The sequence below is a fragment of the Lysobacter sp. BMK333-48F3 genome, assembly GCF_019733395.1.
Lineage (GTDB): Bacteria > Pseudomonadota > Gammaproteobacteria > Xanthomonadales > Xanthomonadaceae > Lysobacter.
Map to the genome: position 1 here is coordinate 168,397 of NZ_JAIHOO010000001.1, position 21,515 is coordinate 189,911.

Here is a 21,515-nt window from a genome sequence, read left to right on the forward strand (position 1 = left end):
ATGGCCGAAGCCGTCCGCCACGACAAGACCGCGCGTCAGCTGCGCCTGCTGTCCGATGCGCTCGACAGCGGCCGCCTCGGCCCGGTCCGGCGCCTGGTCAACACCCTCTCGCCGGCCGAGATCGGCAACCTGCTCGAGTCGCTGCCGCCCGGCAAGCGCGTGGTGGTGTGGGGACTGGTCGACCCCGAGGACGACGGCGAGGTGCTGGTCCACGTCGGCGACGAGGTGCGCGAAAGCCTGCTCGCGGACATGGACACCGACGAGATCGTCGCCGCGGTCGAAGACCTCGACATCGACGACCTCGCCGACCTGGTCGAGGATCTGCCCGACACGGTCATCGACGAAGTGCTCAAGTCGATGGACCGCGAGAACCGCGAGCGCCTGGAGCAGGTGCTGTCCTATCCCGAGGACACCGCCGGCCGCCTGATGAACCCCGACGTGGTGACGGTGCGCGCCGACACCACCATCGAAGTCGTGCTGCGCTACCTGCGCCTGCGCGGCGAGCTGCCCGAGCACACCGATCACCTGTACGTGGTCAGCCGCCGCCACCAGTACCTGGGCCGGATCGCCCTGGCCGCGCTGCTGACCCACGAGCCCGGCACCGCGATCAACAAGCTGGTCGACGACGAGCAGCCGGCGATCGACGTCGGCGAGACCGCCGGCGAGGTCGCGCGGCAGTTCTCCGACCACGACTGGATCAGCGCGCCGGTGGTCGACGACAACAACATCCTGCTCGGCCGCATCACCATCGACGACGTGGTCGACATCATCCGCGAAGAGGCCGAGCACCAGGCCCTGAGCGCGGCGGGCCTGGACGAGGACGAGGATCTGTTCAGCCCGGTGCGGCGCGCATTCCGGCGCCGCCTGATCTGGCTGTCGGTGAACCTGTGCACCGCCTTCCTCGCCGCCAGCGTGGTCGGCCAGTTCGAGGACTCCATCGCCAAGCTGGTCGCCCTGGCCGCACTGATGCCGATCGTCGCCGGCATGGGCGGCAACGCCGGCACCCAGGTGCTGGCGCTGATGATCCGCGGCCTGGCCCTGGGCCAGATCGGCGCGTCCAACGTCTGGACCCTGCTGCGCAAGGAACTGTCGGTCGCGCTGATCAACGGCCTCTGCCTCGGCGTCGGCCTGGGCCTGATCGTGCTGCTGTGGTTCCGCCAGCCCGGCCTGTCGCTGGTGATCGGCACCGCCCTGACCATCAACCTGCTGACCGCCGCCGCCGGCGGCGTGCTGGTGCCGCTGACCCTCAAGCGGCTGGGCTTCGACCCGGCCCTGGCCGGCGGCGTGATCCTGACCACCCTGACCGACGTCATGGGCTTCCTCAGCTTCCTCGGGCTGGCGACGCTGATTCTGTTGCGTTGATGCGGCAGCGTTGGATGCGGTCGCGGTCGATGCGGCAGCGCTGAGGCTGTCGCATCGTTGTCGGGTGGACGGTGCCGCGCCGATCCGGCCCTGCCGAAGCGCCTGCACTGGCCTGCCTTCGTACGTTCGAGACCGACGCTCGCGCACACCGCTTCGGCGGTCGCGGCTAACGCCGCTCCTACAAGAAGCCGCGCCGCCCTTGTAGGAGCGGCGTAAGCCGCGACCCACCAAATGGCTGGTCTTGGTGCCGCGCTTGCGTACATCGCTGCGATGGGTCGCGGCTTGCGCCGCTCCTACCCCAAGGCCACGTACCAGGGTAGGAGCGACGCAAGTCGCGACCGCGCCACCGCGCCCCCCGGCGCCGTCGGATCGACCGGCGTCGTCGCAACCCTGGGCTCCAGCCCGGACAGTCGCCGGACACGGGCCGCGACGCAGGTCCTGGATTGGCCGGCCGCTCGCGCCGATGATGCTCGCAGCCCGCATCCCGCCGCGGCGGCGAACCCACGCGCTCGGCGCCGCCGCCCACGAGTCCGCCGCCATGCCCGATCTTCGCGAACACGGCTGTTTCCTCGAACGCGAACTGCTGCTCGCCGACGGCGCGCTGCATCGGTATCAGGTGTTCGTCCCCTCGCGCCGCGCCGGCGGCGAGCGGCCGCCGCTGATCCTGTTCCTGCACGGCTCCGGCGAGCGCGGCGACGACAACCGGCGCCAGCTCGAGGTCGGCCTGGGTCCGGTGATCCGCGCGCGCATGGACAGTTTCCCGGCGCTCGTGGTGTTTCCGCAGATGCATGCCGACCGCGACGACCCCGGCCATTACGCGTTCACCGCGCTGGCGATCCTCGACCATGCCCAGGCCGAGTTCGATCCCGATCCGCAGCGCATCCTGCTGACCGGCCTGTCGATGGGCGGGTTCCTGAGCTACGAGCTGGCGCTGATGCGGCCCGAGCGGTTCGCGGCGGTCGCCCCGATCTGCGGCGGCTTCGACCCGCCGCACGGCTGGAATCCGCGCCGCATCGCCGCGCTCGGCGGGGTGACGACGCTGGACGAAGCGGCGCGGCGGCTGGCCTCGACGCCGCTGTGGATCTTCCACGGCGCCCGCGACGACATCGTGCGGCCGGAACGCTCGCGCGAGATGGTCGAAGCGCTGCATCGCGCAGGCTCCAGCGCCCGCTACACCGAATTCGCCGACGCCGACCACAACGCCTGGGACCCCGCCTACGCCACGCCCGAGTTCTGGGACTGGCTGTGGTTGCAGCGACGGGATTAGAGATTAGGGATTGGCAAAAAGCAGATCCGGCGGATCGCATGCGACGCAACGCCACCACTCGGCGCTAGTGCTCAACCAATCCCAAATCCCCAATCCCGGCCCCTAGGGATTCGGGATTGGCAAAAGCGGATTCGACAGATCGTATTCCGCGCAACGCCACCACTCGGCGCTGACGCTCGACCAATCCCCAATCCCCAATCCCCAATCCCGAATCCCCAATCCCGGCCCTTCAGGCCTTCTTGACGAACTCGGTGCGCAGCACGAGGCCCTTGACCTTGTCGACGTTGCACTCGATCAGTTCTTCGTCGTCGGTCAGGCGGATGTTCTTGCACAGGGTGCCGCGCTTGAGCGTCACCGAGGTGCCCTTGACCTTGAGGTCCTTGATCACCAGCACCGAGTCGCCGTCGGCCAGTGCGGTACCGTTGCTGTCTTTCACGATCATTGCGTTCTCCTTCGGGCAAAAACGCCGCGGCCGCGCCAAGGCGCGGCCGCGACGGAAATCCTGTGCCGCGGCTCAGCCCTTGAGCAGGGCTTCGAGCACAGCCATGCGCACGGCGACGCCGTTGGCGACCTGGGTCAGGATCAGCGACTGCGGGCCGTCGGCGACCTCGTCGGTGATCTCCACGCCGCGGTTCATCGGGCCGGGATGCATGACCACCGCGTCGGCGGCGGCGCGCTTGAGCCGGGCCGCGGTCAGGCCGTAGTCGCGGTGGTAGTCCTCGAGCGAGGACACCAGCCCTTCTTCCATCCGCTCGCGCTGCAGGCGCAGCATCATCGCCGCGTCGACGCCGTCCAGCGCCGCGTCGAGGTCGTCGGTGACGATGCAGCCGTCCAGGCTGCCGTCGTCGGGCAGCAGCGAAGCCGGGCCGCAGACCCGGATTTCGCCGGCGCCGAGCGCGCGCAAGGCCTGCAGGTCGGAGCGGGCGACGCGCGAATGCTTGACGTCGCCGACCATCGCCACGCGCAGGCGGGAGAAATCGCGGCCCTTGGCCTGGCGCAGGGTCAGCATGTCGAGCAGGCCCTGGGTCGGGTGCGCGCTGCGGCCGTCGCCGGCGTTGACCAGGCAGCTGCCCGCGCGCGCCTGCCGCGCCAGCGCGGCGACCGCGCCGTCCTCGCGATGGCGGACCACGAAGCCGCGCACGCCCATCGCCTCGATGTTCTTGAGCGTGTCGAGCGCGGTTTCGCCCTTGCTGGTCGACGAAGTCGATGCGTCGAAGTTGAGCACGTGCGCGCCGAGCTGCTGGGCCGCCAACTGGAAGCTCAGCCGGGTCCTGGTCGAGGGCTCGAAGAACAGGGTGCAGACCGCGATGCCGGCCAGGGCGCGGCTGTCGTAGTGGCCTTCGGCGAAGGCCTGGGCGCGGATCAGCAGCGCCTCCAGCGATTCGCGCGTGGCGTCGGCCAGGCTCAGCAGGTGGCGCGAGCCGGGGGAATCGTGAGCGGTCGTATTCATGCGTTGGAAACGTGTTCGATATCGGTGGCGTCGTCGGGAGCGGCCAGCCAGCGTTCGACGATGACCGCGGCGGCCACCGCGTCCAGCGCCTCGGCGTCGCGGCGGCGCTTGCGGCCCTCGGCGCGGTCGGCGGCGAAGCGGTGCGCGGCTTCGATCGAGCTGGAGCGTTCGTCGACCAGCACCACCGGCAGGCGGTAGCGGGCGCGCAGCTGGCGGGCGAAGGCGTGGGCGCGGGCGCGGGCCGGCTGGTCGCCGCCCTCCAGGGTCATCGGGTCGCCGACGATCAGGCCGTCGGGGCGCCATTCCTTGTGCAGGCGGTCGATCGCGTTCCAGTCCGGACCGACGCCGTGCACGTCGATCACCGCCAGCGCGCGCGCGCCGTGGCCGAACGCACTGGCCACCGCGACGCCGATGCGTCGCGCGCCAACATCGAAACCCAGGACGGTGCCGTCGCGTCGAATCGCCGCCGAACTCATGCGTGCCCGGCGTAGTCGGCCAGGTGGGCGAAATCGACGCCGATGCGGCCGGCGGCGGCATGCCAGCGCGCGTCCAGCGGCAGCCGGAACAGCAGTTCGGCGTCGGCCGGCGCGGTCAACCAGTCGTTCTCGGTGATTTCGTGTTCGAGCTGGCCCGAACCCCAGCCGGCGCAGCCCAGGGCGACGATCGCGTTGGACGGGCCCTCGCCCTTGGCCATCGCTTCGAGGATGTCGCGCGAGGTGGTCAGGAACAGGTCGCTGCCGATCACCAGGGTCGAATCCCAGCGGGTGCCGCCGTCGTGGAGGACGAAGCCGCGCTCCGGATGCACCGGGCCGCCGGCCAGGACGATCTGCGCGCGCAGCTTCTCGTCGCCGCCGTCCACGCCCATCTGGCCGAACACCTCGCCCAGGGTGTACTCGGACGGACGGTTGACGACGATGCCCATGGCGCCGTCGGTGTCGTGCTGGCAGATCAGGGCCACGCTGCGCGAGAAATTGGTGTCGGCCAGCGCGGGCAGCGCGATCAGGACCTGGTTCGCGAGGGGTGTGGGCATGGCGGACATGGCTCGCATTCTAGCCTGCCCGGCGTGAATTCGGCGCTGGCCGGCGCACGTTTCGGCGATCCAGCGCCCGCGGCGGACCGCGGGCCGCCCGCCGCGCCGACCCGGCCGCCGCCCCGCGCGGACCCCGCCGTACGGCCCTGGATTCCGCCTGCGCGGCACACCACAATCCAGGCCCGAGCTCCCACGAGGTCTCCATGTCGGGCTATTGCGACATCGCCCCGGGCCATCCGGTCCACGGCCACTACCACGATCACGAGTACGGCTTCCCGCAGCGCGACGAAGCCGAGCTGTTCGAACGCCTGATCCTGGAGATCAACCAGGCCGGGCTGAGCTGGGAAACCATCCTGCGCAAGCGCGAGGGCTTCCGCCGCGCCTACCACGGTTTCGACGTCGACCGCGTCGCCGGCTACGGCGAAGCCGACCGCCTGCGCCTGCTCGACGACCCCGGCATCATCCGCAACCGGCTCAAAGTCGACGCGGCGATCCACAACGCCGGGGTGGTGCAGGGCCTGCGCGCCAGCCACGGCGGCTTCGCCCAGTGGCTGGACGCGCACCAGTTGCTCGACGGCCGGCCGCGCGACAAGGCCGGCTGGGTCAAGCTGTTCAAGCGCAGCTTCCGCTTCACCGGCGGCGAGATCACCGGCGAATTCCTGATGAGCCTGAGCTATCTGCCCGGCGCGCACCGCGACAGCTGCCCCGCTTATCGCCGCATCGAAGCCATCGGCCCGTATTGGCGCCGCGCCGAGCGCCTGGCCGGCGGCGCCACCGTCGCCTCGGCCAAGACCCCGCGCCGGACCGCAGCCGAATGAGCCGCGGCCCGCGCATGCGCGCCGCTGCGCTGATCGCCGCCGGGGCGGCCGCAGCCGCCGTCGCCGGCCCGACACTCGCCGCCCCGCCGGCCGATGCGCGCGGCCTGCTCGAACGCCTGGCCGGGCAGATCGCCGCCCTGCCCGCCGACGAGCCGATGCCGATCGATCGCGCGCTGGAGCGCTACGCCGACCGCAGCGGGATCGAACTGCGGGTCGAACAGGACGACGAGGCCGGCGCGCTGGAACGCAAGCGCCCGCTGGGACTGTCCGATGCGGAGTGGCGTGCGTTCCTCGCCGCCTGGAAGACCGGCGCGATCGCGATCGAATCGGAGAACGGCGGCGCCGGCCTGACCTTTCTGGACCTGGACCAGGACGGCCATCGCGACCTGATCGTCGATCAGTACGTCGGCGGCACCGGCTTGTATAGCTATGTTTCGACCCTGCGCAACGATCCCGCGACGGGCTACGCCGACCGCGGCGCGAGCTTTTCGATCAACGGCCGCGGCGGCGACCAGGCCCTGTACTGGCTGCGCATCGACGGCCGCAGCTATGCCGCCTACCGCGACGGTGTGTACGGGCGCGATACGCTGACCCTGCAACGCGCCATGTCGCCGGCGCCGCCCGCGGGCGCGACCGTTCCGGCCCTGGTGCTGCGCTACCGCTACCGCCACCGGGTGCTGCCGGCCGGCGCAGAGGCGCGCGGCGACGATGCCGAACAGGCGGCGCTCGACGCCGATGCGGATTTCGCCGCCGCCGCCGACCGCGCCCTGGCCGAGGTGCGCCTGAATCGCGACGGCAGCCAGCGCCTGCCCGCCGCCGAGGCGCGCTGCCCGGCGCCGCCGGGCACGCCCGCCGAAGACGACGTCTGGCCCTGGCACGGCGCCGGCCACTACAGCTTCGACTTCGCCGCGACCGCCCGCGTGCGCACGCCGCGCGCCTGCTACGCGGCGACGGTGATCGCGTTCCGCAGCAGCTACCTGAAGTCCTATGCCGGCTGCTGCATGCTGTGGGTGCAGACCCGCCCCGGCGACGCCGTCGCCGAGCGGCCGCTGGACACCCAGCGCTGGCGCGAGAACCTGGCGATCGAACAGGTCGATGCGGGCGGCGGGGAATAGGAACCCGGCCAGGCCCCCTCCCGCTTCGCGCCAGCCGATCCCAGCCCGATCGCGATCGACCAACGCCGCCCGCCGCAGCCCCCCTTCCCTCCAGAGACCACACGCCGTTCCCCCCTTTGAAAAAGGGGGGCCAGGGGGGATTTGCTCTTGCTCCAGCTTCCACCCCAACCCATCCGCCCCCACACAACAAGGATCGCAGCCCGAACTGATCTACCATGGCCGCGCACGTCATGGACGACATCGCGACCGGCCGCCAGGCCGGCGCACCGGTGCGTCGTCCGCGCCACCGCCAGGATCCAGGATGCATCCGTCTCCCGCAGCACTGCCCCGCTCCACCCGCTGGTTCATCGTCGCCGTCGCCGTGCTGCAAGGCCTGGCCTTGTACCTCACCGGCCGCTACGCCGCCGCGCTCGGCGGCAGCGGCCTGCCGATCGCCCTGTACGCATTGCTGCTGGCGGTGCCCGCGGCGATGCTGCTGAGCGTGCAAGGCCTGCGCGATGCGCGCTTCTGGCAGCAGACCGTCGGCCTGGGCCTGCTGGTCGGCGCGCTGGGGGCCTGGGCCGCCTGGAGCGCCACCGGCGCGCCGCAAATCGAGACCGAATCGGTGCTGGCGCCGTTCGCGGTCAGCCTGGCCATCGCCTGGTTCATCGCCCTGCCTTATCTGCAATGCCGGATCGAACACCAGCGCTGGTGCGCGCCGTACCAGGCGCTGTTCGAGCACGGCTGGCAGAACGCGCTGACCCTGGCCCTGACCGGGGTCTTCGTCGCCATCTGCTGGGGCGTGCTCGGCCTGTGCGCGGTGTTGTTCAAGCTGATCGGCATCGGCGTGTTCGCCGAGCTGTTCGTGCAACCGGGCTTCGCCTGGCCGGTCAGCGGCTTGATGGCCGGCCTCGGCCTGCTGGTCGGCCGCACCCAGCAAAAGCCGGTGCAGATCGCGCGCCAGGTGCTGTTCGCGATCTTCAAGGGCCTGCTGCCGCTGCTGGCCCTGGTCGCGGTGCTGTTCGTGCTGAGCCTGCCGTTCACCGGCCTGGAGGCGCTGTGGCGCACGCGCGCGGCGACGCTGATCCTGATGTGCGTGATCGCCCTGCTGGTGCTGTTCGTCAACGCCGTGTTCCAGGACGGCAGCGGCGAGCCGCCCTATCCGCGCGCGCTGCGCCGGGTGGTCGACGCCGCGTTGCTGAGCCTGCCGGTCTACGCCGGACTGGGCCTGTATGCGCTCGGCCTGCGCATCGTCCAGTACGGCTGGACCGGCGACCGCTTCTGGGCCCTGCTGGCCTCGGTGCTGCTGGCCGCCTACGCCTGCGGCTACGCCTGGGCCGTGCTGCGCCCGCGACGCGGCTGGCTGCACGGCATCGCCCGGGTCAACGTGATCGTTTCGCTGATCGCGCTGGCGCTGGCGGTCGCGGCCAATTCGTTGCTGCTGGACCCGCACCGGCTCAGCGTCGGCGACCAGCTCGCGCGCCTGCGCGACGGCCGCGCCACGGTCGCCGATTTCGACCTCAAGCATCTGCGCTTCCACAGCGGCCGCCGCGGCTACCAGGCCTTGCTCGCGCTGCGTCGCGAGCCGAAGTTCGCGACCCCGGCCGCGCGCGATGCGCTCGCCGAGGCGATCGCGACGGACAGCCCCTGGTACAGCCCCGCGGACCGGCGCGAACAGGCGCCGCGCACCGCCGCCAACGCCTTGCAGCGGATCGCGCGCGCGCCCGGCCTCGACCCGGTCGAACCGGTCTGGCTGCAAGCGGTGCTGGAGCGCGAGCTGTCCGCGCCCGATTGCCTGCGCGAGGACGCGCGCTGCGTGCTGATGGCGCCGGACCTGGACCGCGACGGCATGCGCGAATACCTGCTGTGCGAAATCGAGGAATACGGCTCGACCTGCACCCTCTACGCCCTCGACGGCGGGCGCTGGGGCGTGGCCGCGCGCAGCTTCATCGGCACCCGCGAGCGCGGGACCGAGGCGCTGGAGGCGGCGATGCGGGCCGGCAAGGTCGAGGCGGTGCCGCCGCGCTGGCCGGAACTGCGCTTCGGCGACGGCAAGCCTTTCTCGCTGAACGAAGACACCTCGCCCCAGCGCAGCGAACCGGTCGATCCGGCCGCGCTGCAGCGTTTGCGGGACGCTCCGCGCCGCTGAACCCGCGGCGCGATCACAACCGCATCCGCACCTCGCGCGGCGCCGCCGGCGGCGCCGCGCCGTCGTTCCAGAACGCTTCGACCCAGGGCCGCACCAGGTCGAGTTCGGTCGAGGCGCCGCGCACGCCGGGAAAGCGGCGCAGATTGGCCGACTGCAAACCGAGCATGCGCGCGTCCTGGTCGTTGACCCGTTTCAGCAACGGCCACACCAGCCGCCGCACCAGCCAGGCCGGCGCCCAGCGGTTCTCGACGTGCAGGCTGGCGAACACCGCCGTGGACGCCGCGCTTTCCGGGCTGAAATGCAGGCTGATCCGCACCGTGCCGCCGTTGCGGTAGCGGTATTCGATCTGCGCGCTGCCGGGCGCGTCGAAGCGGGCGCGTTCGCTGTCGCGCGGCGACTCGAACAGCCGGTACAACAGGCCCGATTGCTGCGCCTGCCCGCGATAGCTCACCTCGAACCCGTCCGCGTTCGGTGCGAACCGCGCCAGCACCTCGCTGCGCGCGCCGCCGCGCCGGACCAGGCCGGGATGGATCCAATGCGTATGCAACGGGTCGAGGAAGTTTTCGACCGCATCGACCACGTGCGCCGGCCAGCGGGTCTGCCACAGGAAGCGCCGCGAACCCGGGCCGAACTCGCGCACCAACGGCGCCAGCTCGCCCTCGTCGCGGCCGTCCAGGCGCAGCCAGATCAGGCCGTCGTGCTCGCGCACGGCGATGCGGCGCACGCGCACCGACGGCAACGCGGCATCGGGCGACAGGCCGGGGATCTCGCACAGGCGGCCGTCGCGGTCGAAGCGCCAGCCGTGGTACGGGCAGACCAGCCCGTCGCCGGTCGCGCAACCGGCCGACAACGGCGCGTGCCGGTGCGGGCAGCGGTCTTCCAGGGCGAAGGCCTGGCCATCGCCGGTGCGCGCCAGCACCACCGGCCGGTCGAGCAAGCGCACCGCGACCGGCGTGCGCCGCAACCGCTCGGCGCACAGCGCGGCGAACCAGCGCGAGGCATGGCTGGGGTGCCAGTCGCTCATCGCGCGCCCTCGCCGCTCACAGCGCGAACCGACGCATGATCGGCACGCCGACGTGCTGCGTCGCCGCGGCCAGGAAGGCGATCGCGCGCCGGGTCGCGCGCGGCAGGTGCCGCGCATACACCGCGCTGTATTCGATCGCCGGCTCGCCGCCGCGCAGGCGCTTGAAGTGCGCCGCGCCGGCGCTGAAGTTGATCGTCTCGCCGCTGCGCAGCGCGTGCTCGAAGGTGCAGGCGGTGGCCAGCCGATACAGCCCCTCGCGCTGCGGCCGGCCGGTGTCGTAGCCGACGATGGGGGTGGTCAGGCAGCCGCCGAGGCGGAACTGCCCGGCCACGCACAGCAGTTGCCCGTCCCGGTCGCGGAAGCCGTCGAAATGCAGCAGTCCCTGGCGGTGCCATTGGCGCATGAACTCGGCGCGATAGTGCGGATTGCAGGCCGAATACTTGTCCAGGTACAGGCGCCGGTACAAGTAGGCGATGCGTTCGTAGTCGGCCTCGCCGATCTCGCCGTTGCCGGCGCGTCCCGGATGCTTGGCCGCCAGGCGCAAGTCCATCGCCAGGTTGTGGCGCCGCCGCGCCAGGCTAGCGACGTCGCGGTACAGATACACCTGGCGGCTGCCGATCAGTTCGAAGCCCAGCGCTTGCAGTTGCGCCAGCCAGTCGCCGTGCTCGCACTCGTTGAGCGAGCGCAGCCACAGCGCATGCTGCGGCCAGCGCTGGCGCGCGACGTCGAGCAGTTGTCGCAGCGGCGTCGCCGCCAGCGGCGGATACAGATTGGTCGACAGCAGCCAGTTGTTGATCGCGACCGCGCGGTCGATCCGCGCCCGCTGCAGCCGACCCGCGCCGAACCGCCCCAGGGCGCGCAGCAGCGGCGCGGCCCACGGCGGCGCGTAACGGATCGCCTCCTCGGCGGCGTAATCGGCGTAAGCGGTGCGCGGCGAACAGACCCAGGCATTGTCCGGTTCGTCTTCGTTGATCGTCACCGGCAGGCTCAGTTCGCCTGCATCCAGCATCTCGACCCGAGTGGCGAGGTTGGCGACATAGCGCTGCGGATCGCGGCCGACATGCAGTCGGGCGAACGCCGCCGACGCGCGGTTGAACGCCTCGATCGCCGTCGCCGTCGTCGTCGCCCCGTTCATAGCTCGGGCAGATCCTCGCCGTCCCATTCGATATCGCGCGTCGCCGCCTCGCGCAGGCTGCAGCCTCGGCGCAGCGCGACGCCGGCATAGGCCGCCACGTCGACCAGCGCGCCCCAGGTCGGCGCGCGATCGCCCGACGGCGACAGCACGTCCTCGGCGCGCGCCCAGTCGCACCGCCATTGCGCGCCGCGGCCGTCGCGCAGGGCCTGGACCAGGCCCGGGCCGAGCATGATCGGCGCGATCATCCGCGCCCGACCCGCGCCCGCGTCGATGCAGGCCATGTCCGCGCCCATCAGGGCCGCCGGCAAGGGCGCGTCGGGCGCGAACAGGTGCACGCCGCTGATCGCGCGCGGATTGCATTCCAGCACGGTCGGCACGCCGTCCTCGCCGAGGATCCAATCGAAGGAAATCTGACCGCTGAAACCGAGCCTGGCGACGAAGCGCGCGACGAACTCGCGGATCGCCGGGGTCGGCTGCGGATCGAAATAGAAGCTGGAACTGCGCGCCAGCCGGTAGGCCGGCCGGTACACCGCGTGCGCCAGCAACCGGCCGCGATCGGCGATGCCGTAAGAACACAGCTCGGTGCCGGCGTGGAAACGCTGCGCGACCCAGGTCTGGCCCAGCCCCAGCGGCGCGGCATCGGCCGGCAACCCATCCGGGTGCAGACGCACATGCACGCCGAAGCGCGAATACTCCGGCTTGAGCACCAGCGGCCGGTCGCCGGCCCACTCGCGCGCCTGCTCCAGGCTCGTCACCGCGACGCTGTCCGGCACGCGCGCGCCGCAGTCCCGCGCCAGCTCGAGAAACCGCCGTTTGCTGTGCAAGGCGCGCAGGGTTTCGAAGTCCTCGGCGAGCACCCGCACCGAGCGCGGCAACGCCTGACGGTAACGCGAGACGGTGAACACCTCCTCGCAGGTCGGCACGATCAGGTCGATGCGTTCGGCCGCGGCGATGCGCGACAGCGCGGCGACGAAACCGGCCGCGTCCGTGCGCGGCGACGGCAACCGGTGCGCCCGGAACACCGCGCTCGACCACGCCCCGAGCCGGCACGACACGCTGTCGGCGACATGCACCGTCCACGCCGCATGGGCGAAGCTGCGCGCCAGTTCCAGAGCCGCCGGAGCGCGCGGCCCCAGGATCAATACATTCGCCATCGTCCATCCCGGCCGGCACGGCGCCGGTGGTTCGCTATCGCCTCATCGCCGGCATCCCGCGCGGCAGGTGCATTAGGCAACAGGGCGACGGAAATGGGAACGCGGGTGCGGACTGCGGCCCGGTGCGGATGCGGCCGCGACCGCCGTGGCGAAACCGGACCGACGCCCCGCTCCGTCCGCGACGGCTCGCTCGGCATGGCCGGATTGGCCCGCTGCGCCTAGGGTCGGCCCCAGATACCCGCTGCCCCCTTCAGAGCGTAGTCTGAAAATCGACTAAAAACGTTTTCATACGAGGCAAGGCCGGCGCAAAGCCGGACTCATCCAGGGAGGAACCGCTCATGGCAGACGCAAGTTCCGGCGTATCGGGCGCTTCATCGCGAGACTCGGCCAGCTCGGCAAGTTCGGCGCAACACAGCCAGGCCGCCAACGAAGTCGCCGAGTCGCAGCTGGCCGAGGCCATCTCCGCGCTCGGCGGGGTCCCCACGCCCTCGCTGGTCGAAGCCGCACCGGTCGACCTCAGCATCGCAGTCAGTGCGCTGTCGCAGCTCAACGCCATGACCGTCGACGCACCCGCCCTGGATTTCTCGTCCTTGAACGCGCTGGGCGGCGTGGTATCGACCCCGGCCAACTACGCCGAAGTCGCGCAGAGCCTGCCGGCCGCGCCGGCGGTCGAAGAATTCAACGCCTTCTCGCCGAGCTTCGCCATCACCGGTTTCGACCCGGCCGACATCGCCAACGCCGACATCAACGCCATCGGCCTGGAAGTCGGCCTGACCTACGACGGCAACATCACCGGCGCCCTGTCCGCGACCTACGCCCCGGCCCCGGGCACGGCGACCGTGCAAGGCCACATCGGCATCGCCGACGCCTTCGACTCGGCGCGCTTCGGCTTCACCGCCGGCCCCTTCGGCAACGGCGCCACGCCCGGCCTGGGCCTCAACGCCGCCGCCCACTTCGACCTGGGCACGGTCAACGCCTTCGACCTCAGCGCCGCGGTCAACTTCGACCCCAACGGCCTGCGCAACGCCAACGTCAACGCCACGCTGACCCACGAAGTCGACGACGCCCTCGACGCCTACGCCCAGGGCAGCCTCAACTTCGACCACGACGGACTACAGAGCGTCAACGGCGGCACCGGCCTGCGCTTCGACCAGGGCGGCGTGTCCTGGAGCCTGGGCGGATTCGGGCGGATGGATGCGCGGACCGGGGATGCGACGGGGGGAGTCCGGTTTGATGCGCGGATCAGGTTCTGATCGAAGCTGAAGATAGTTCGCTAAGGCACGAGTCTGCGCTGGCTACAATGCCCGCATGAATACCGGAACCGATCCAAGCAAACAGGCGTGGAGTAAGTACAGAATCGTACGGATCTTCTACTGGACCTGCTTTCTCTGCTTCGGCGCAATTTGCTTTACCCGCAGTCCGGCTTGGATCTTGATCAGTGCAGTCGCCCTGCACCTGATAGGCATGCTATGCGCCATGGCGCGCTGCCCTCATTGCGACCAGCATGTCGGCCACTACAAGAAGAGCTTCATAGGCCGTCCGTGGCCTCTGGGCGGGTGGTGCGTCAACTGCAAGCGGAGGCTCTTCCTCCCGGCACGCAAGCTCGCTTGAACGACGTCGCTGGTTGGCTGCGCGGATCGGGCGCTGAGCATCCTGGGCCAGCGGGATACCGACTGAAAAGCAAACACTGCCATATCAACCACGCGGCACTTGAACCAATCCTACCGCGCGCCCGAAATGTCCATCCCGCGCTGCTCTCCGAGCAATGTCTAACTACGGTAGAAGCTTCGCTCGAGAGTCGATATGAGTTGCTGCTCATCGAGAACCATGTGAGCCACATCTTCTTCTCTTACAAAAAAAAGAGGCTCATCCTCTGCACTGAGCTCATTGAACAGCGCTACCACCCCTTGTCCCGAAGCCTCTTTCTTCTCCAGATACCGCAAAGTTTGAACGACTGGAACCGTCATTTCCGCGTCAACAAATGTTACAAGGAAATAGATACAGCCGACCTTCAACGAGGCACGACCAAAAGCATGGATCGCTTCATTCATGAGAATCAGCTCGCAAAACCAAGTGCAGATAATCCAATAAGGATGAGCAGACCACAAGCGGCAGCCCCCGCCTTCCCTATGTTGTTCCACACATCTTCGCTTCCCGCATTGACATCAACCGGGCACGCCCCCCCACTACATGGTTCTTCACAGTTGCAACTCAACTCCTTATTAACCCAGCCCTTAACGGGAGTTCCGCCGACAATACTTGTTGCCTTAATGGCCCTAACGCGACATGAAATTAACTTGCGTGGCGCGCAGCGACGCTGGCATTGCAACTCCTGCTCTGCAGAACAATATGACCAACGCATTTCGGTCTTGTCCTTAGCAAGACCCAGCGAATCAACCCAGGCCAGCGGATTTCCCCCGACGTATACAAATGTACTGACGCCCCCCAACAATCCAACCGGGTCGCTCTGAACATATCTCCCCAATGCCGCATCGTAATCCCGAAAATAGTTGTAATTTAGTGCAGCAGCGGCATCATATTTTTGCCCCGGAAAGCGCAGATCGAACGCAAACATAGCGCCATCTTGATCCGGATCTTGATTCGGAGTGTCATTACCGAACGCCTCCCCTTTGGCGCCCCAAGACCAAATGACAACATTGCGATTCGCATCGATTACCGCACGTGGAGTACCAAGATGATCGGATTGGACGTAATCCAGATTTTGAGCGGTGCCTGCACTGATAATAATGCCGACGAGTGATCCGCTGAACCACACAGCCTGCTGATTGGGCATTCCATCGGAAGCGTAGTCGCCCACCCAATGTCCGGCTTCGTCGTACAGCGTGTAGACCGCAACCGAGCCGCCGACACCATTGGTCGCTGCGACACGTTCGCCCTTGGCGTTGTAGCGATAGCTACGGCTCACCACGCCACCCAACTTGACCTGACTCATGCGGTCGTTGGCGTTGTAGACGAACTCCTTAGCCGCACCACCAATACTGGTGGTGTTGCCGACCGCGTCGTAGCCGCGGGCGATGCCGCCCACATCGGTCAGGCGATGGCTGGTGGCCGGGTAGCTGTAGGTCGTCGCCGTGCCCGCGCGTAGCAAGCTGGTCCGATTGCCGGTGGCGTCGTAGCCGTAGGTCTCCAGCGGCGTGCCGGTGGGGCCGTCGCGGGTGATCTTCAGCCGCCCCAAGGCGTCGTAGTCGTACTTGGCCAGGAAGGCGCTCTGCAGGCCGTCCTTAAGCTCGGTTAGCTCCCCTACTTCGTTGTAGCCATAAGCCAACGACAGGCCGCCGGCGGCAGGATCGAAGATAGTCTTGGCGCGGTAGTCGAGGTCGTAAGTCCGGCTCAGGCTGCGGCCGTTGCCGTAGGTCCAGCCGGTGGCCGGGCCGAACGGCAGGTAACCGACGTTGTTCAGCAGCACGCTGCGCACGCCGCCGGCCGCGGTCACGCCGATCTCGACGATGCGGCCCTGGGCGTCGCGCACGTAGTCGGCGACCGCGCCATCCGGGTAGGTCAGCGCGCTCAGTTCGCCGGCCAGGGTGTAGGCATAGCGCAGGGTGAAGGACTGGGCGTCGACCGACTGGACCTTGCGCACCACCCGGCCGAAGCGGTCGTAGCAGTACTTCAGCTCGGTGCCTTCGGTGCGCATCGCGGTGACCCGGCCGACGGCGAAGGTTTCGCCGGTCGTGCAGGCCGCGTTGACCGTGTCGTAGTCGTACTCGACGTCGTTCGCACCGCTGCCATAGGACACGGTCTTCGGCCGGCCCAGCGCATCGTAGGTATAGGTGTGCGGATTAGCGTCGTTGGCGTCCTGCTTGGTCGCCACCTGGCCGGCGGCATTGAAGGTGCGGGTAGTGACGCCGGTGTCCGGGCTCGACAGCTGGACCTGGTCGCCGAAGCCGTTGTAACCGTAGGTCGTATTCAGGCCCTTCGGGTCGTTGACCTGGGTCAGGCGATCGAGGGCGTCGTACTGGTACTCGATCTTGGCGTTGATGCCGCCGACGTCCTGCAGGGTCTTGGCTAGGCGGTTCAGCGGGTCGTAGTCGTTGTCGGTCTTGCGGTTCAGCGCGTCGGTAGTCAGATCGCCGTTGCCGGCCGCGTCGTAGGTGAACGCGGTCGGGTGTCCGTCCGCGGTCTTGGCGGTCTTGAGCTGACCGAGCTGGTTGTAGATCCGCGACAGGGTGCGCTTGAGCGCGCCGTTGGCGTCGCGTGTATCTTCCTGAGTGCGGTTGCCGGCGGCATCGACGGTGTAATGGATGCGGTTGCCGGCGTTGTCGTAGACGTCGCTCAGCCGGTGCGCCGCGTCGTAGTCGTAGCGGACGAAGGCGCCGTCGGGCTGGACCACCTTCTTGACCTGGCCGATCAGGTCGTACTCGTAGCGGGTGATGACGTCATCGGTTTCGGATGCCGCATTGGCGCCGCGCACCTTGCTGGCCTTGAGCCAGCCGCGCGGGTAGTACTCCAGGTCGGTGACCACGCCGTTGGCGTCTTTGCTCGACAGCAGTCGACCGGCGGTGTCGTAGCGCAGGTACTCAGTCGTATGGCCGAGCGCGTCGACGACCTTCCACAGGTCGCCCTTGCGGTAGGCGCAGGTCGCCGGCACCGTGGCGCAGACCGGATCGTCGCTGGCGTAGTAGGTATAGCTGACAACATCGGCCACGTCGCTGCGCGGGCCGTCGACCGACTTGAGCAGGCCGACGATGGGGCAGGTCCCCGCAGTTACGTCCGCTGCCTCGCAGTAGCTGGTCGTGGTGGTGCGCTCGGCATTGGTGGCCGGGTCGATCTGGGTCGAGGTCAGGCGCTGGCCGCGGGTGTTGTAGCTCCACTTGGACTTGGCGACCAGGGCGTTGGCGTTGTCGAAGGTGCGGCGCTCGATGGGTTTTGACACAAACTGTGGGTGCCAATCGATTTCGACCAAACGGCGAGTGCCACTCGCATCATTGGCCGCATCAATGCGCCTTACCAGTTGTCCGCGAGAGCTATAGTCGTAGTCGGCTTGCACCCCGGCCGTCGTGACTACATCGGGACGCCCATCCGCGGCGTAGGTGTACTGCTTCGGCGTCGGAACACAGTCCGAACAAGTCGTGGTTCGCGACATCGGCAGCGCGACGCCACCGCGCACTTCGATGCCCATCGTGTAGGTACTACCACCAGGCATGCCCATGACCGCCTGTTGAACGACATCGCCGTTCAAGCCGTAAGCCACCGTATGCAGGTCAGCACCGCTTCCCAGGTATGTGCTAGTGGCCCTGGATTTCGCGTCGTAAGTGGTGGAGGCGTATCGGCTCTGCGCCTCGTCCACGACGCCCGTCAGCAAGCCCGGCGCCGCTCCGCTCGCCACCAAACCCGCCTCGTTGTACAGGTACCCGACAAAGCTGCCGTCGGCGTACTCGACCCTGCTCAGATCGCCCGCAGGCGAATAGTCGAACGCAAGATAACCATCTGGAAGATTCAACCGCGCGATCAACTTGGCCGTGTTGTAAACGAATTCGATCGTTCGGCCCTGGACGTCGGTCACACGCTCCAACAGCCCAGTACTGGCTGAATAGCTGAGGTCCTGTGCGAACCCCGAAGGATCGACAATGCGAATCAGACGCCCTTGGGCGTCAAAAAAATCGTGCATTCCTTTGCCATCGTCGTACTCCCACCCGGTGGTCGCCCCCGCGACGACCGTTCGCGTCAGCCGTCCATTGACGTCCGCATCGGCGGTCCAGACCCCGTTGATATCGGCAAAACGGACGACCTTTCCGTCGGGACGCGCAACATATGCCATCCCCACGGTCCGATAGTGGACGATCGACGAAGAATAGCTGTGAGTGCGGTTGCGCCCGAGCGTCTTTGCTTCCGTCCGAAGCACGTCGGGAGCGCTGAAGCTGTTGTAGGTCCACTTGAACGTCAGCGGAAACGCGCCCTCGCCGGAGTACTCGGTCCGCGACTCGAACTTGTTTCCCGTGCCGACGTTTATCGGATCGCCATGACACTGATCGGGGCACGCTGGGGGACCCGCGTTCTCTGCAGGCTTTGCTTCGATCACGGGAGGGGAATGGAAACCGCCGTAATACCAGATCCAGCTGCCTTGGGCATCAGTTTCGCTGCTGCGGAACCAGCCCGCGGTGTAATACCCCGACCCCGCCATGCAGCCGGATTGCTGATTCATCGAAGCCAGAAAGCTCAGGCAAGCCTGACGGGCGTCCTCGTAGGTCGCACAGGCTCCGTCTACACGCACGTTCGTGGAGCTCATGTAGCGAGCTCCCAGGCTGCAGCCCGCATACGCCGAACCGCTGACGTACAAGAGAAACAGCCCGAACAGCGCCGGCAAAGCGCCGATTCCGCGACGTCCCAATCCAGCCCACATAGCACCGCTCCATGGCATGGCCGCCGGCCGACATCGCGCCGCGATTGCGTCCTAGCCAAATCCATTGTTGACCATTGCAGTCGCTATCGACCGCAGCCTGAGTCCGCGCCCCCTGTGCGGAGGCCGCTGCGATGATGCCTGACATGCATCTCGTTTTTTAATGATTTATATCGCAATTTAAGCTTGTCACATTACTCAGGCAGTCTCTCGCAAAACGCAACAACGTAAACAAAAACCCGGCCGAAGCCGGGTTGTTCGTATTCGCATCCTAAGCGCGGGGCTCAACGCACCTCCGCCACCTCGACCCCGTCCAGCCCCTGCGACAAGGTCCGCGCATCGCCGCCCTGGGCCAGCTTGATGCGCAGGCGCACTTCGTTCTGCGAGTCGGCGTAGCGCAGCGCGTCTTCGTAGCTGATCTCGCCGGCCTGGTACAGCTCGAACAGGCTCTGGTCGAAGGTCTTCATGCCCAGCTGCACCGAGTCCTTCATCAGCTCCTTGAGCTTGTGGATCTCGCCGTCGCGGATGTAGTCCTGGGCCAGCGGGGTGCCGAGCAGGATCTCCATCGCCACCCGCCGGCCCTTGCCGTCTGGGGTCGGGATCAGCTGCTGCGCGACCACGCCCTTGAGGTTCAGCGACAAGTCCATCAGCAGCTGGCCGCGGCGGTCTTCGGGGAAGAAGTTGATGATGCGGTCCATCGCCTGGTTGGCGTTGTTGGCGTGCAGGGTGCACAGCACCAGGTGGCCGGTTTCGGCGAAGGCGATGGCGTGGTCCATGCCCTCGCGGGTACGCACCTCGCCGATCATGATCACGTCCGGCGCCTGGCGCAGGGTGTTCTTCAGCGCGGCGTCCCAGCTGTCGGTGTCGATGCCGACTTCGCGCTGAGTGATGATGCAGCCCTCGTGGCGGTGCACGAACTCGATCGGATCTTCGATGGTGATGATGTGGCCGGTCGAGTTCTGGTTGCGGTAGCCGATCATCGCCGCCAGCGAGGTCGACTTGCCGGTGCCGGTGGCGCCGACGAAGATGATGATGCCGCGCTTGGTCATCGCCAGCGTCTTGATGATCGGCGGCAGGTTCAGCTCTTCGACGCTGGGGATCTTGGTCTCGATCCGACGCAGCACCATGCCGACCTGGTTGCGCTGGTAGAAGCAGCTGACGCGGAACCGGCCGACGCCGGTCACGCCGATGGCGAAGTTGCACTCGTGGGTCTTTTCGAACTCTTCGCGCTGCTGCGGGCTCATCACGTTGAGGACGAGGTCGCGGCTCTGCTGCGGGGTCAGCGGGTTCTGGGTGATCGGGCTGATCTTGCCGTGCACCTTCATCGACGGCGGCATGCCGGCGGTGATGAACAAGTCCGAGGCGCGCTGGTGCGCCATCAGCTTGAGGAAGGAGGTGAAGTCGATGGCGCCGGTCGCAGGGCTGGCCGGGGCGTTGGGAGTGGGATTGTTCATCTGACGACCTCCTTTGGAGGTGTAAAGCGGCAAAGAGAATTCGTGGGTGCCGGCCGTGGCCTGTTGCGTCCTGGCCGATCGCATCGGCCGGCGGCGCCGACGGCGCCGCCGACGCGCGCGGTCAATCGAACAACCGCTTGTCCTTGGCGTACTCGCGCGCCTGCGGACGCAGGATCATGCCGCGCTTGACCAGGTCCTGCAGGTGCTGGTCCAGGGTCATCATGCCGTAGGACTGGCCGGTCTGGATCGCCGAGTACATCTGCGCGACCTTGTCCTCGCGGATCAGGTTGCGGATCGCCGGGATGCCGACCATGATTTCCCAGGCCGCGGTACGGCCGCCGCCGACCTTCTTCAGCAGCGCCTGCGAAATCACCGCACGCAGCGACTCCGACAGCATCGAGCGCACCATCGGCTTTTCGCCGGAGGGGAACACGTCGATGATGCGGTCGACGGTCTTGGCCGCCGAGGAGGTGTGCAGGGTGCCGAACACCAGGTGGCCGGTTTCCGCGGCGGTCAACGCCAGGCGGATGGTCTCCAGGTCGCGCAACTCGCCGACCAGGATGTAGTCGGGGTCTTCGCGCAGCGCCGAGCGCAGGGCCTCGTTGAAGCCGTGGGTGTCGCGATGGACCTCGCGCTGGTTGATCAGGCACTTCTGCGAGGTATGGACGAATTCGATCGGATCCTCGACCGAGAGGATGTGCGCGTATTCGTTCTTGTTGATGTGGTCGATCATCGCCGCGAGCGTGGTCGACTTGCCCGAGCCGGTCGGCCCGGTGACCAGGATCAGGCCCTGCGGCTGCTCGATCAGCTGGCGGAAGATCGGCGGGCAGCCCAGGTCTTCCAGGCTCAGCACTTCCGAGGGAATGGTACGGAACACCGCGCCGGCGCCGCGGTTCTGGTTGAAGGCGTTGACGCGGAAGCGCGCCAGGCCGGGGATTTCGAACGAGAAGTCGACCTCGAGGAATTCTTCGAAGTCGCGGCGCTGCTTGTCCGACATGATGTCGTAGACCAGCGCATGGACCTGCTTGTGGTCCAGGGCCGGGATGTTGATCCGGCGCACGTCGCCGTCGACCCGGATCATCGGCGGCAGGCCCGCCGACAGATGCAAGTCGGATGCTTTGTTCTTGACCGAAAACGCCAGAAGTTCGGCGATATCCATGAGTGCTCCCCGCACTGCAGCGACCCGTCAACGGATCGGTAAAAAGCCAGCCCCAGGGGCC

The 21,515-nt window shown here is 68.0% G+C and carries 16 protein-coding genes and 1 pseudogene; 6 read left to right on the forward strand and 11 right to left on the reverse strand.

Going from position 1 to position 21,515, the window contains the following annotated elements; genetic code table 11:
• Positions 1-1,362: a magnesium transporter gene (gene mgtE, locus K4L06_RS00535; RefSeq protein ID WP_221669530.1), complete on the forward strand. Its 1,362-nt coding sequence runs from the start codon at positions 1-3 to the stop codon at positions 1,360-1,362.
• Between the two features lie 538 nt (positions 1,363-1,900).
• Positions 1,901-2,629, forward strand: a complete 729-nt coding sequence (locus tag K4L06_RS00540) for an alpha/beta hydrolase-fold protein (RefSeq protein WP_221669531.1) — start codon at positions 1,901-1,903, stop codon at positions 2,627-2,629.
• A gap of 229 nt (positions 2,630-2,858) precedes the next feature.
• Here K4L06_RS00540 and K4L06_RS00545 read toward each other — a convergent pair.
• The 4 genes and pseudogenes from K4L06_RS00545 to K4L06_RS00560 form a co-directional block, all read right to left on the reverse strand.
• Positions 2,859-3,068: pseudogene (locus K4L06_RS00545) on the reverse strand (alkylphosphonate utilization protein); the annotation flags it as partial.
• A gap of 75 nt (positions 3,069-3,143) precedes the next feature.
• Entirely contained in the window at positions 3,144-4,079 is a 936-nt protein-coding gene (locus K4L06_RS00550) for an aspartate carbamoyltransferase catalytic subunit (protein WP_221669532.1), read from the reverse strand.
• Complete coding sequence (gene ruvX / locus K4L06_RS00555; protein ID WP_221669533.1) at positions 4,076-4,555, reverse strand: Holliday junction resolvase RuvX; 480 nt, start codon at positions 4,553-4,555, stop codon at positions 4,076-4,078. Before ruvX ends, K4L06_RS00550 begins: the two co-directional genes overlap by 4 nt.
• Positions 4,552-5,118: a YqgE/AlgH family protein gene (locus K4L06_RS00560; protein WP_221669534.1), complete on the reverse strand. Its 567-nt coding sequence runs from the start codon at positions 5,116-5,118 to the stop codon at positions 4,552-4,554. The genes ruvX and K4L06_RS00560 overlap by 4 nt, the downstream gene beginning before the upstream one ends.
• 194 nt (positions 5,119-5,312) lie before the next feature.
• Here K4L06_RS00560 and K4L06_RS00565 point away from each other — a divergent pair, with 194 nt between their 5' ends.
• From K4L06_RS00565 to K4L06_RS00575, 3 genes are all read left to right on the forward strand, one after another.
• Positions 5,313-5,927 (forward strand): DNA-3-methyladenine glycosylase I, encoded by a 615-nt coding sequence (locus tag K4L06_RS00565; protein WP_221669535.1) that lies wholly within the window; start codon positions 5,313-5,315, stop codon positions 5,925-5,927.
• Positions 5,924-7,042 carry a hypothetical protein gene (locus K4L06_RS00570; protein ID WP_221669536.1) on the forward strand — a complete coding sequence of 373 codons (1,119 nt, stop codon included), beginning with the start codon at positions 5,924-5,926 and terminating at the stop codon, positions 7,040-7,042. The genes K4L06_RS00565 and K4L06_RS00570 overlap by 4 nt, the downstream gene beginning before the upstream one ends.
• Before the next feature lie 301 nt (positions 7,043-7,343).
• On the forward strand, positions 7,344-9,170 hold the full coding sequence (locus K4L06_RS00575; RefSeq protein ID WP_221669537.1) for a DUF4153 domain-containing protein: 1,827 nt from the start codon (positions 7,344-7,346) through the stop codon (positions 9,168-9,170).
• A 13-nt stretch (positions 9,171-9,183) separates the two neighbouring features.
• Here K4L06_RS00575 and K4L06_RS00580 read toward each other — a convergent pair whose 3' ends face one another.
• Genes K4L06_RS00580 through K4L06_RS00590 form a run of 3 tightly spaced genes read right to left on the reverse strand, consistent with a single transcriptional unit; the run spans position 9,184 to position 12,483 of the window.
• On the reverse strand, positions 9,184-10,194 hold the full coding sequence (locus tag K4L06_RS00580; protein ID WP_221669538.1) for a Rieske 2Fe-2S domain-containing protein: 1,011 nt from the start codon (positions 10,192-10,194) through the stop codon (positions 9,184-9,186).
• Between the two features lie 16 nt (positions 10,195-10,210).
• Positions 10,211-11,329 carry a hypothetical protein gene (locus K4L06_RS00585; RefSeq protein ID WP_221669539.1) on the reverse strand — a complete coding sequence of 373 codons (1,119 nt, stop codon included), beginning with the start codon at positions 11,327-11,329 and terminating at the stop codon, positions 10,211-10,213.
• The gene (locus tag K4L06_RS00590; RefSeq protein WP_221669540.1) at positions 11,326-12,483 is read right to left on the reverse strand and encodes an ATP-grasp domain-containing protein; all 1,158 of its coding nucleotides are present in this window, start codon (positions 12,481-12,483) and stop codon (positions 11,326-11,328) included. Before K4L06_RS00590 ends, K4L06_RS00585 begins: the two co-directional genes overlap by 4 nt.
• A 338-nt stretch (positions 12,484-12,821) precedes the next feature.
• Here K4L06_RS00590 and K4L06_RS00595 point away from each other — a divergent pair, with 338 nt between their 5' ends.
• Positions 12,822-13,736, forward strand: coding sequence for a hypothetical protein (locus tag K4L06_RS00595; RefSeq protein WP_221669541.1), 915 nt, complete (start codon positions 12,822-12,824; stop codon positions 13,734-13,736).
• A 516-nt stretch (positions 13,737-14,252) separates the two neighbouring features.
• On the opposite strand, the gene K4L06_RS00600 is transcribed toward K4L06_RS00595, so the two are convergent.
• The 4 genes from K4L06_RS00600 to K4L06_RS00615 form a co-directional block, all read right to left on the reverse strand.
• A complete protein-coding gene (locus K4L06_RS00600) occupies positions 14,253-14,534 on the reverse strand; it encodes a hypothetical protein (RefSeq protein ID WP_221669542.1) in 282 nt (93 codons plus the stop codon).
• Between the two features lie 5 nt (positions 14,535-14,539).
• Complete coding sequence (locus tag K4L06_RS00605; RefSeq protein WP_221669543.1) at positions 14,540-18,730, reverse strand: RHS repeat-associated core domain-containing protein; 4,191 nt, start codon at positions 18,728-18,730, stop codon at positions 14,540-14,542.
• A 395-nt stretch (positions 18,731-19,125) separates the two neighbouring features.
• The gene (locus tag K4L06_RS00610) at positions 19,126-20,295 is read right to left on the reverse strand and encodes a PilT/PilU family type 4a pilus ATPase (protein ID WP_221669544.1); all 1,170 of its coding nucleotides are present in this window, start codon (positions 20,293-20,295) and stop codon (positions 19,126-19,128) included.
• A gap of 121 nt (positions 20,296-20,416) precedes the next feature.
• A complete protein-coding gene (locus tag K4L06_RS00615) occupies positions 20,417-21,454 on the reverse strand; it encodes a type IV pilus twitching motility protein PilT (RefSeq protein ID WP_221669545.1) in 1,038 nt (345 codons plus the stop codon).
• Positions 21,455-21,515 lie beyond the last annotated feature (61 nt).

What these genes read in the sequence shown, in the direction of transcription:
- K4L06_RS00590 (WP_221669540.1), bottom strand. Translation starts at nt 12,483, where the DNA reads ATGGCGAATGTATTGATCCTGGGGCCGCGCGCTCCGGCGGCTCTGGAA.
- K4L06_RS00550 (WP_221669532.1), bottom strand. Translation starts at nt 4,079, where the DNA reads ATGAATACGACCGCTCACGATTCCCCCGGCTCGCGCCACCTGCTGAGC.
- K4L06_RS00610 (WP_221669544.1), bottom strand. Translation starts at nt 20,295, where the DNA reads ATGAACAATCCCACTCCCAACGCCCCGGCCAGCCCTGCGACCGGCGCC.
- K4L06_RS00565 (WP_221669535.1), top strand. Translation starts at nt 5,313, where the DNA reads ATGTCGGGCTATTGCGACATCGCCCCGGGCCATCCGGTCCACGGCCAC.
- K4L06_RS00580 (WP_221669538.1), bottom strand. Translation starts at nt 10,194, where the DNA reads ATGAGCGACTGGCACCCCAGCCATGCCTCGCGCTGGTTCGCCGCGCTG.
- K4L06_RS00595 (WP_221669541.1), top strand. Translation starts at nt 12,822, where the DNA reads ATGGCAGACGCAAGTTCCGGCGTATCGGGCGCTTCATCGCGAGACTCG.
- K4L06_RS00540 (WP_221669531.1), top strand. Translation starts at nt 1,901, where the DNA reads ATGCCCGATCTTCGCGAACACGGCTGTTTCCTCGAACGCGAACTGCTG.
- K4L06_RS00600 (WP_221669542.1), bottom strand. Translation starts at nt 14,534, where the DNA reads ATGAATGAAGCGATCCATGCTTTTGGTCGTGCCTCGTTGAAGGTCGGC.
- K4L06_RS00560 (WP_221669534.1), bottom strand. Translation starts at nt 5,118, where the DNA reads ATGTCCGCCATGCCCACACCCCTCGCGAACCAGGTCCTGATCGCGCTG.
- K4L06_RS00615 (WP_221669545.1), bottom strand. Translation starts at nt 21,454, where the DNA reads ATGGATATCGCCGAACTTCTGGCGTTTTCGGTCAAGAACAAAGCATCC.
- ruvX (WP_221669533.1), bottom strand. Translation starts at nt 4,555, where the DNA reads ATGAGTTCGGCGGCGATTCGACGCGACGGCACCGTCCTGGGTTTCGAT.
- K4L06_RS00605 (WP_221669543.1), bottom strand. Translation starts at nt 18,730, where the DNA reads ATGAGCTCCACGAACGTGCGTGTAGACGGAGCCTGTGCGACCTACGAG.
- K4L06_RS00570 (WP_221669536.1), top strand. Translation starts at nt 5,924, where the DNA reads ATGAGCCGCGGCCCGCGCATGCGCGCCGCTGCGCTGATCGCCGCCGGG.
- K4L06_RS00575 (WP_221669537.1), top strand. Translation starts at nt 7,344, where the DNA reads ATGCATCCGTCTCCCGCAGCACTGCCCCGCTCCACCCGCTGGTTCATC.
- mgtE (WP_221669530.1), top strand. Translation starts at nt 1, where the DNA reads ATGGCCGAAGCCGTCCGCCACGACAAGACCGCGCGTCAGCTGCGCCTG.
- K4L06_RS00585 (WP_221669539.1), bottom strand. Translation starts at nt 11,329, where the DNA reads ATGAACGGGGCGACGACGACGGCGACGGCGATCGAGGCGTTCAACCGC.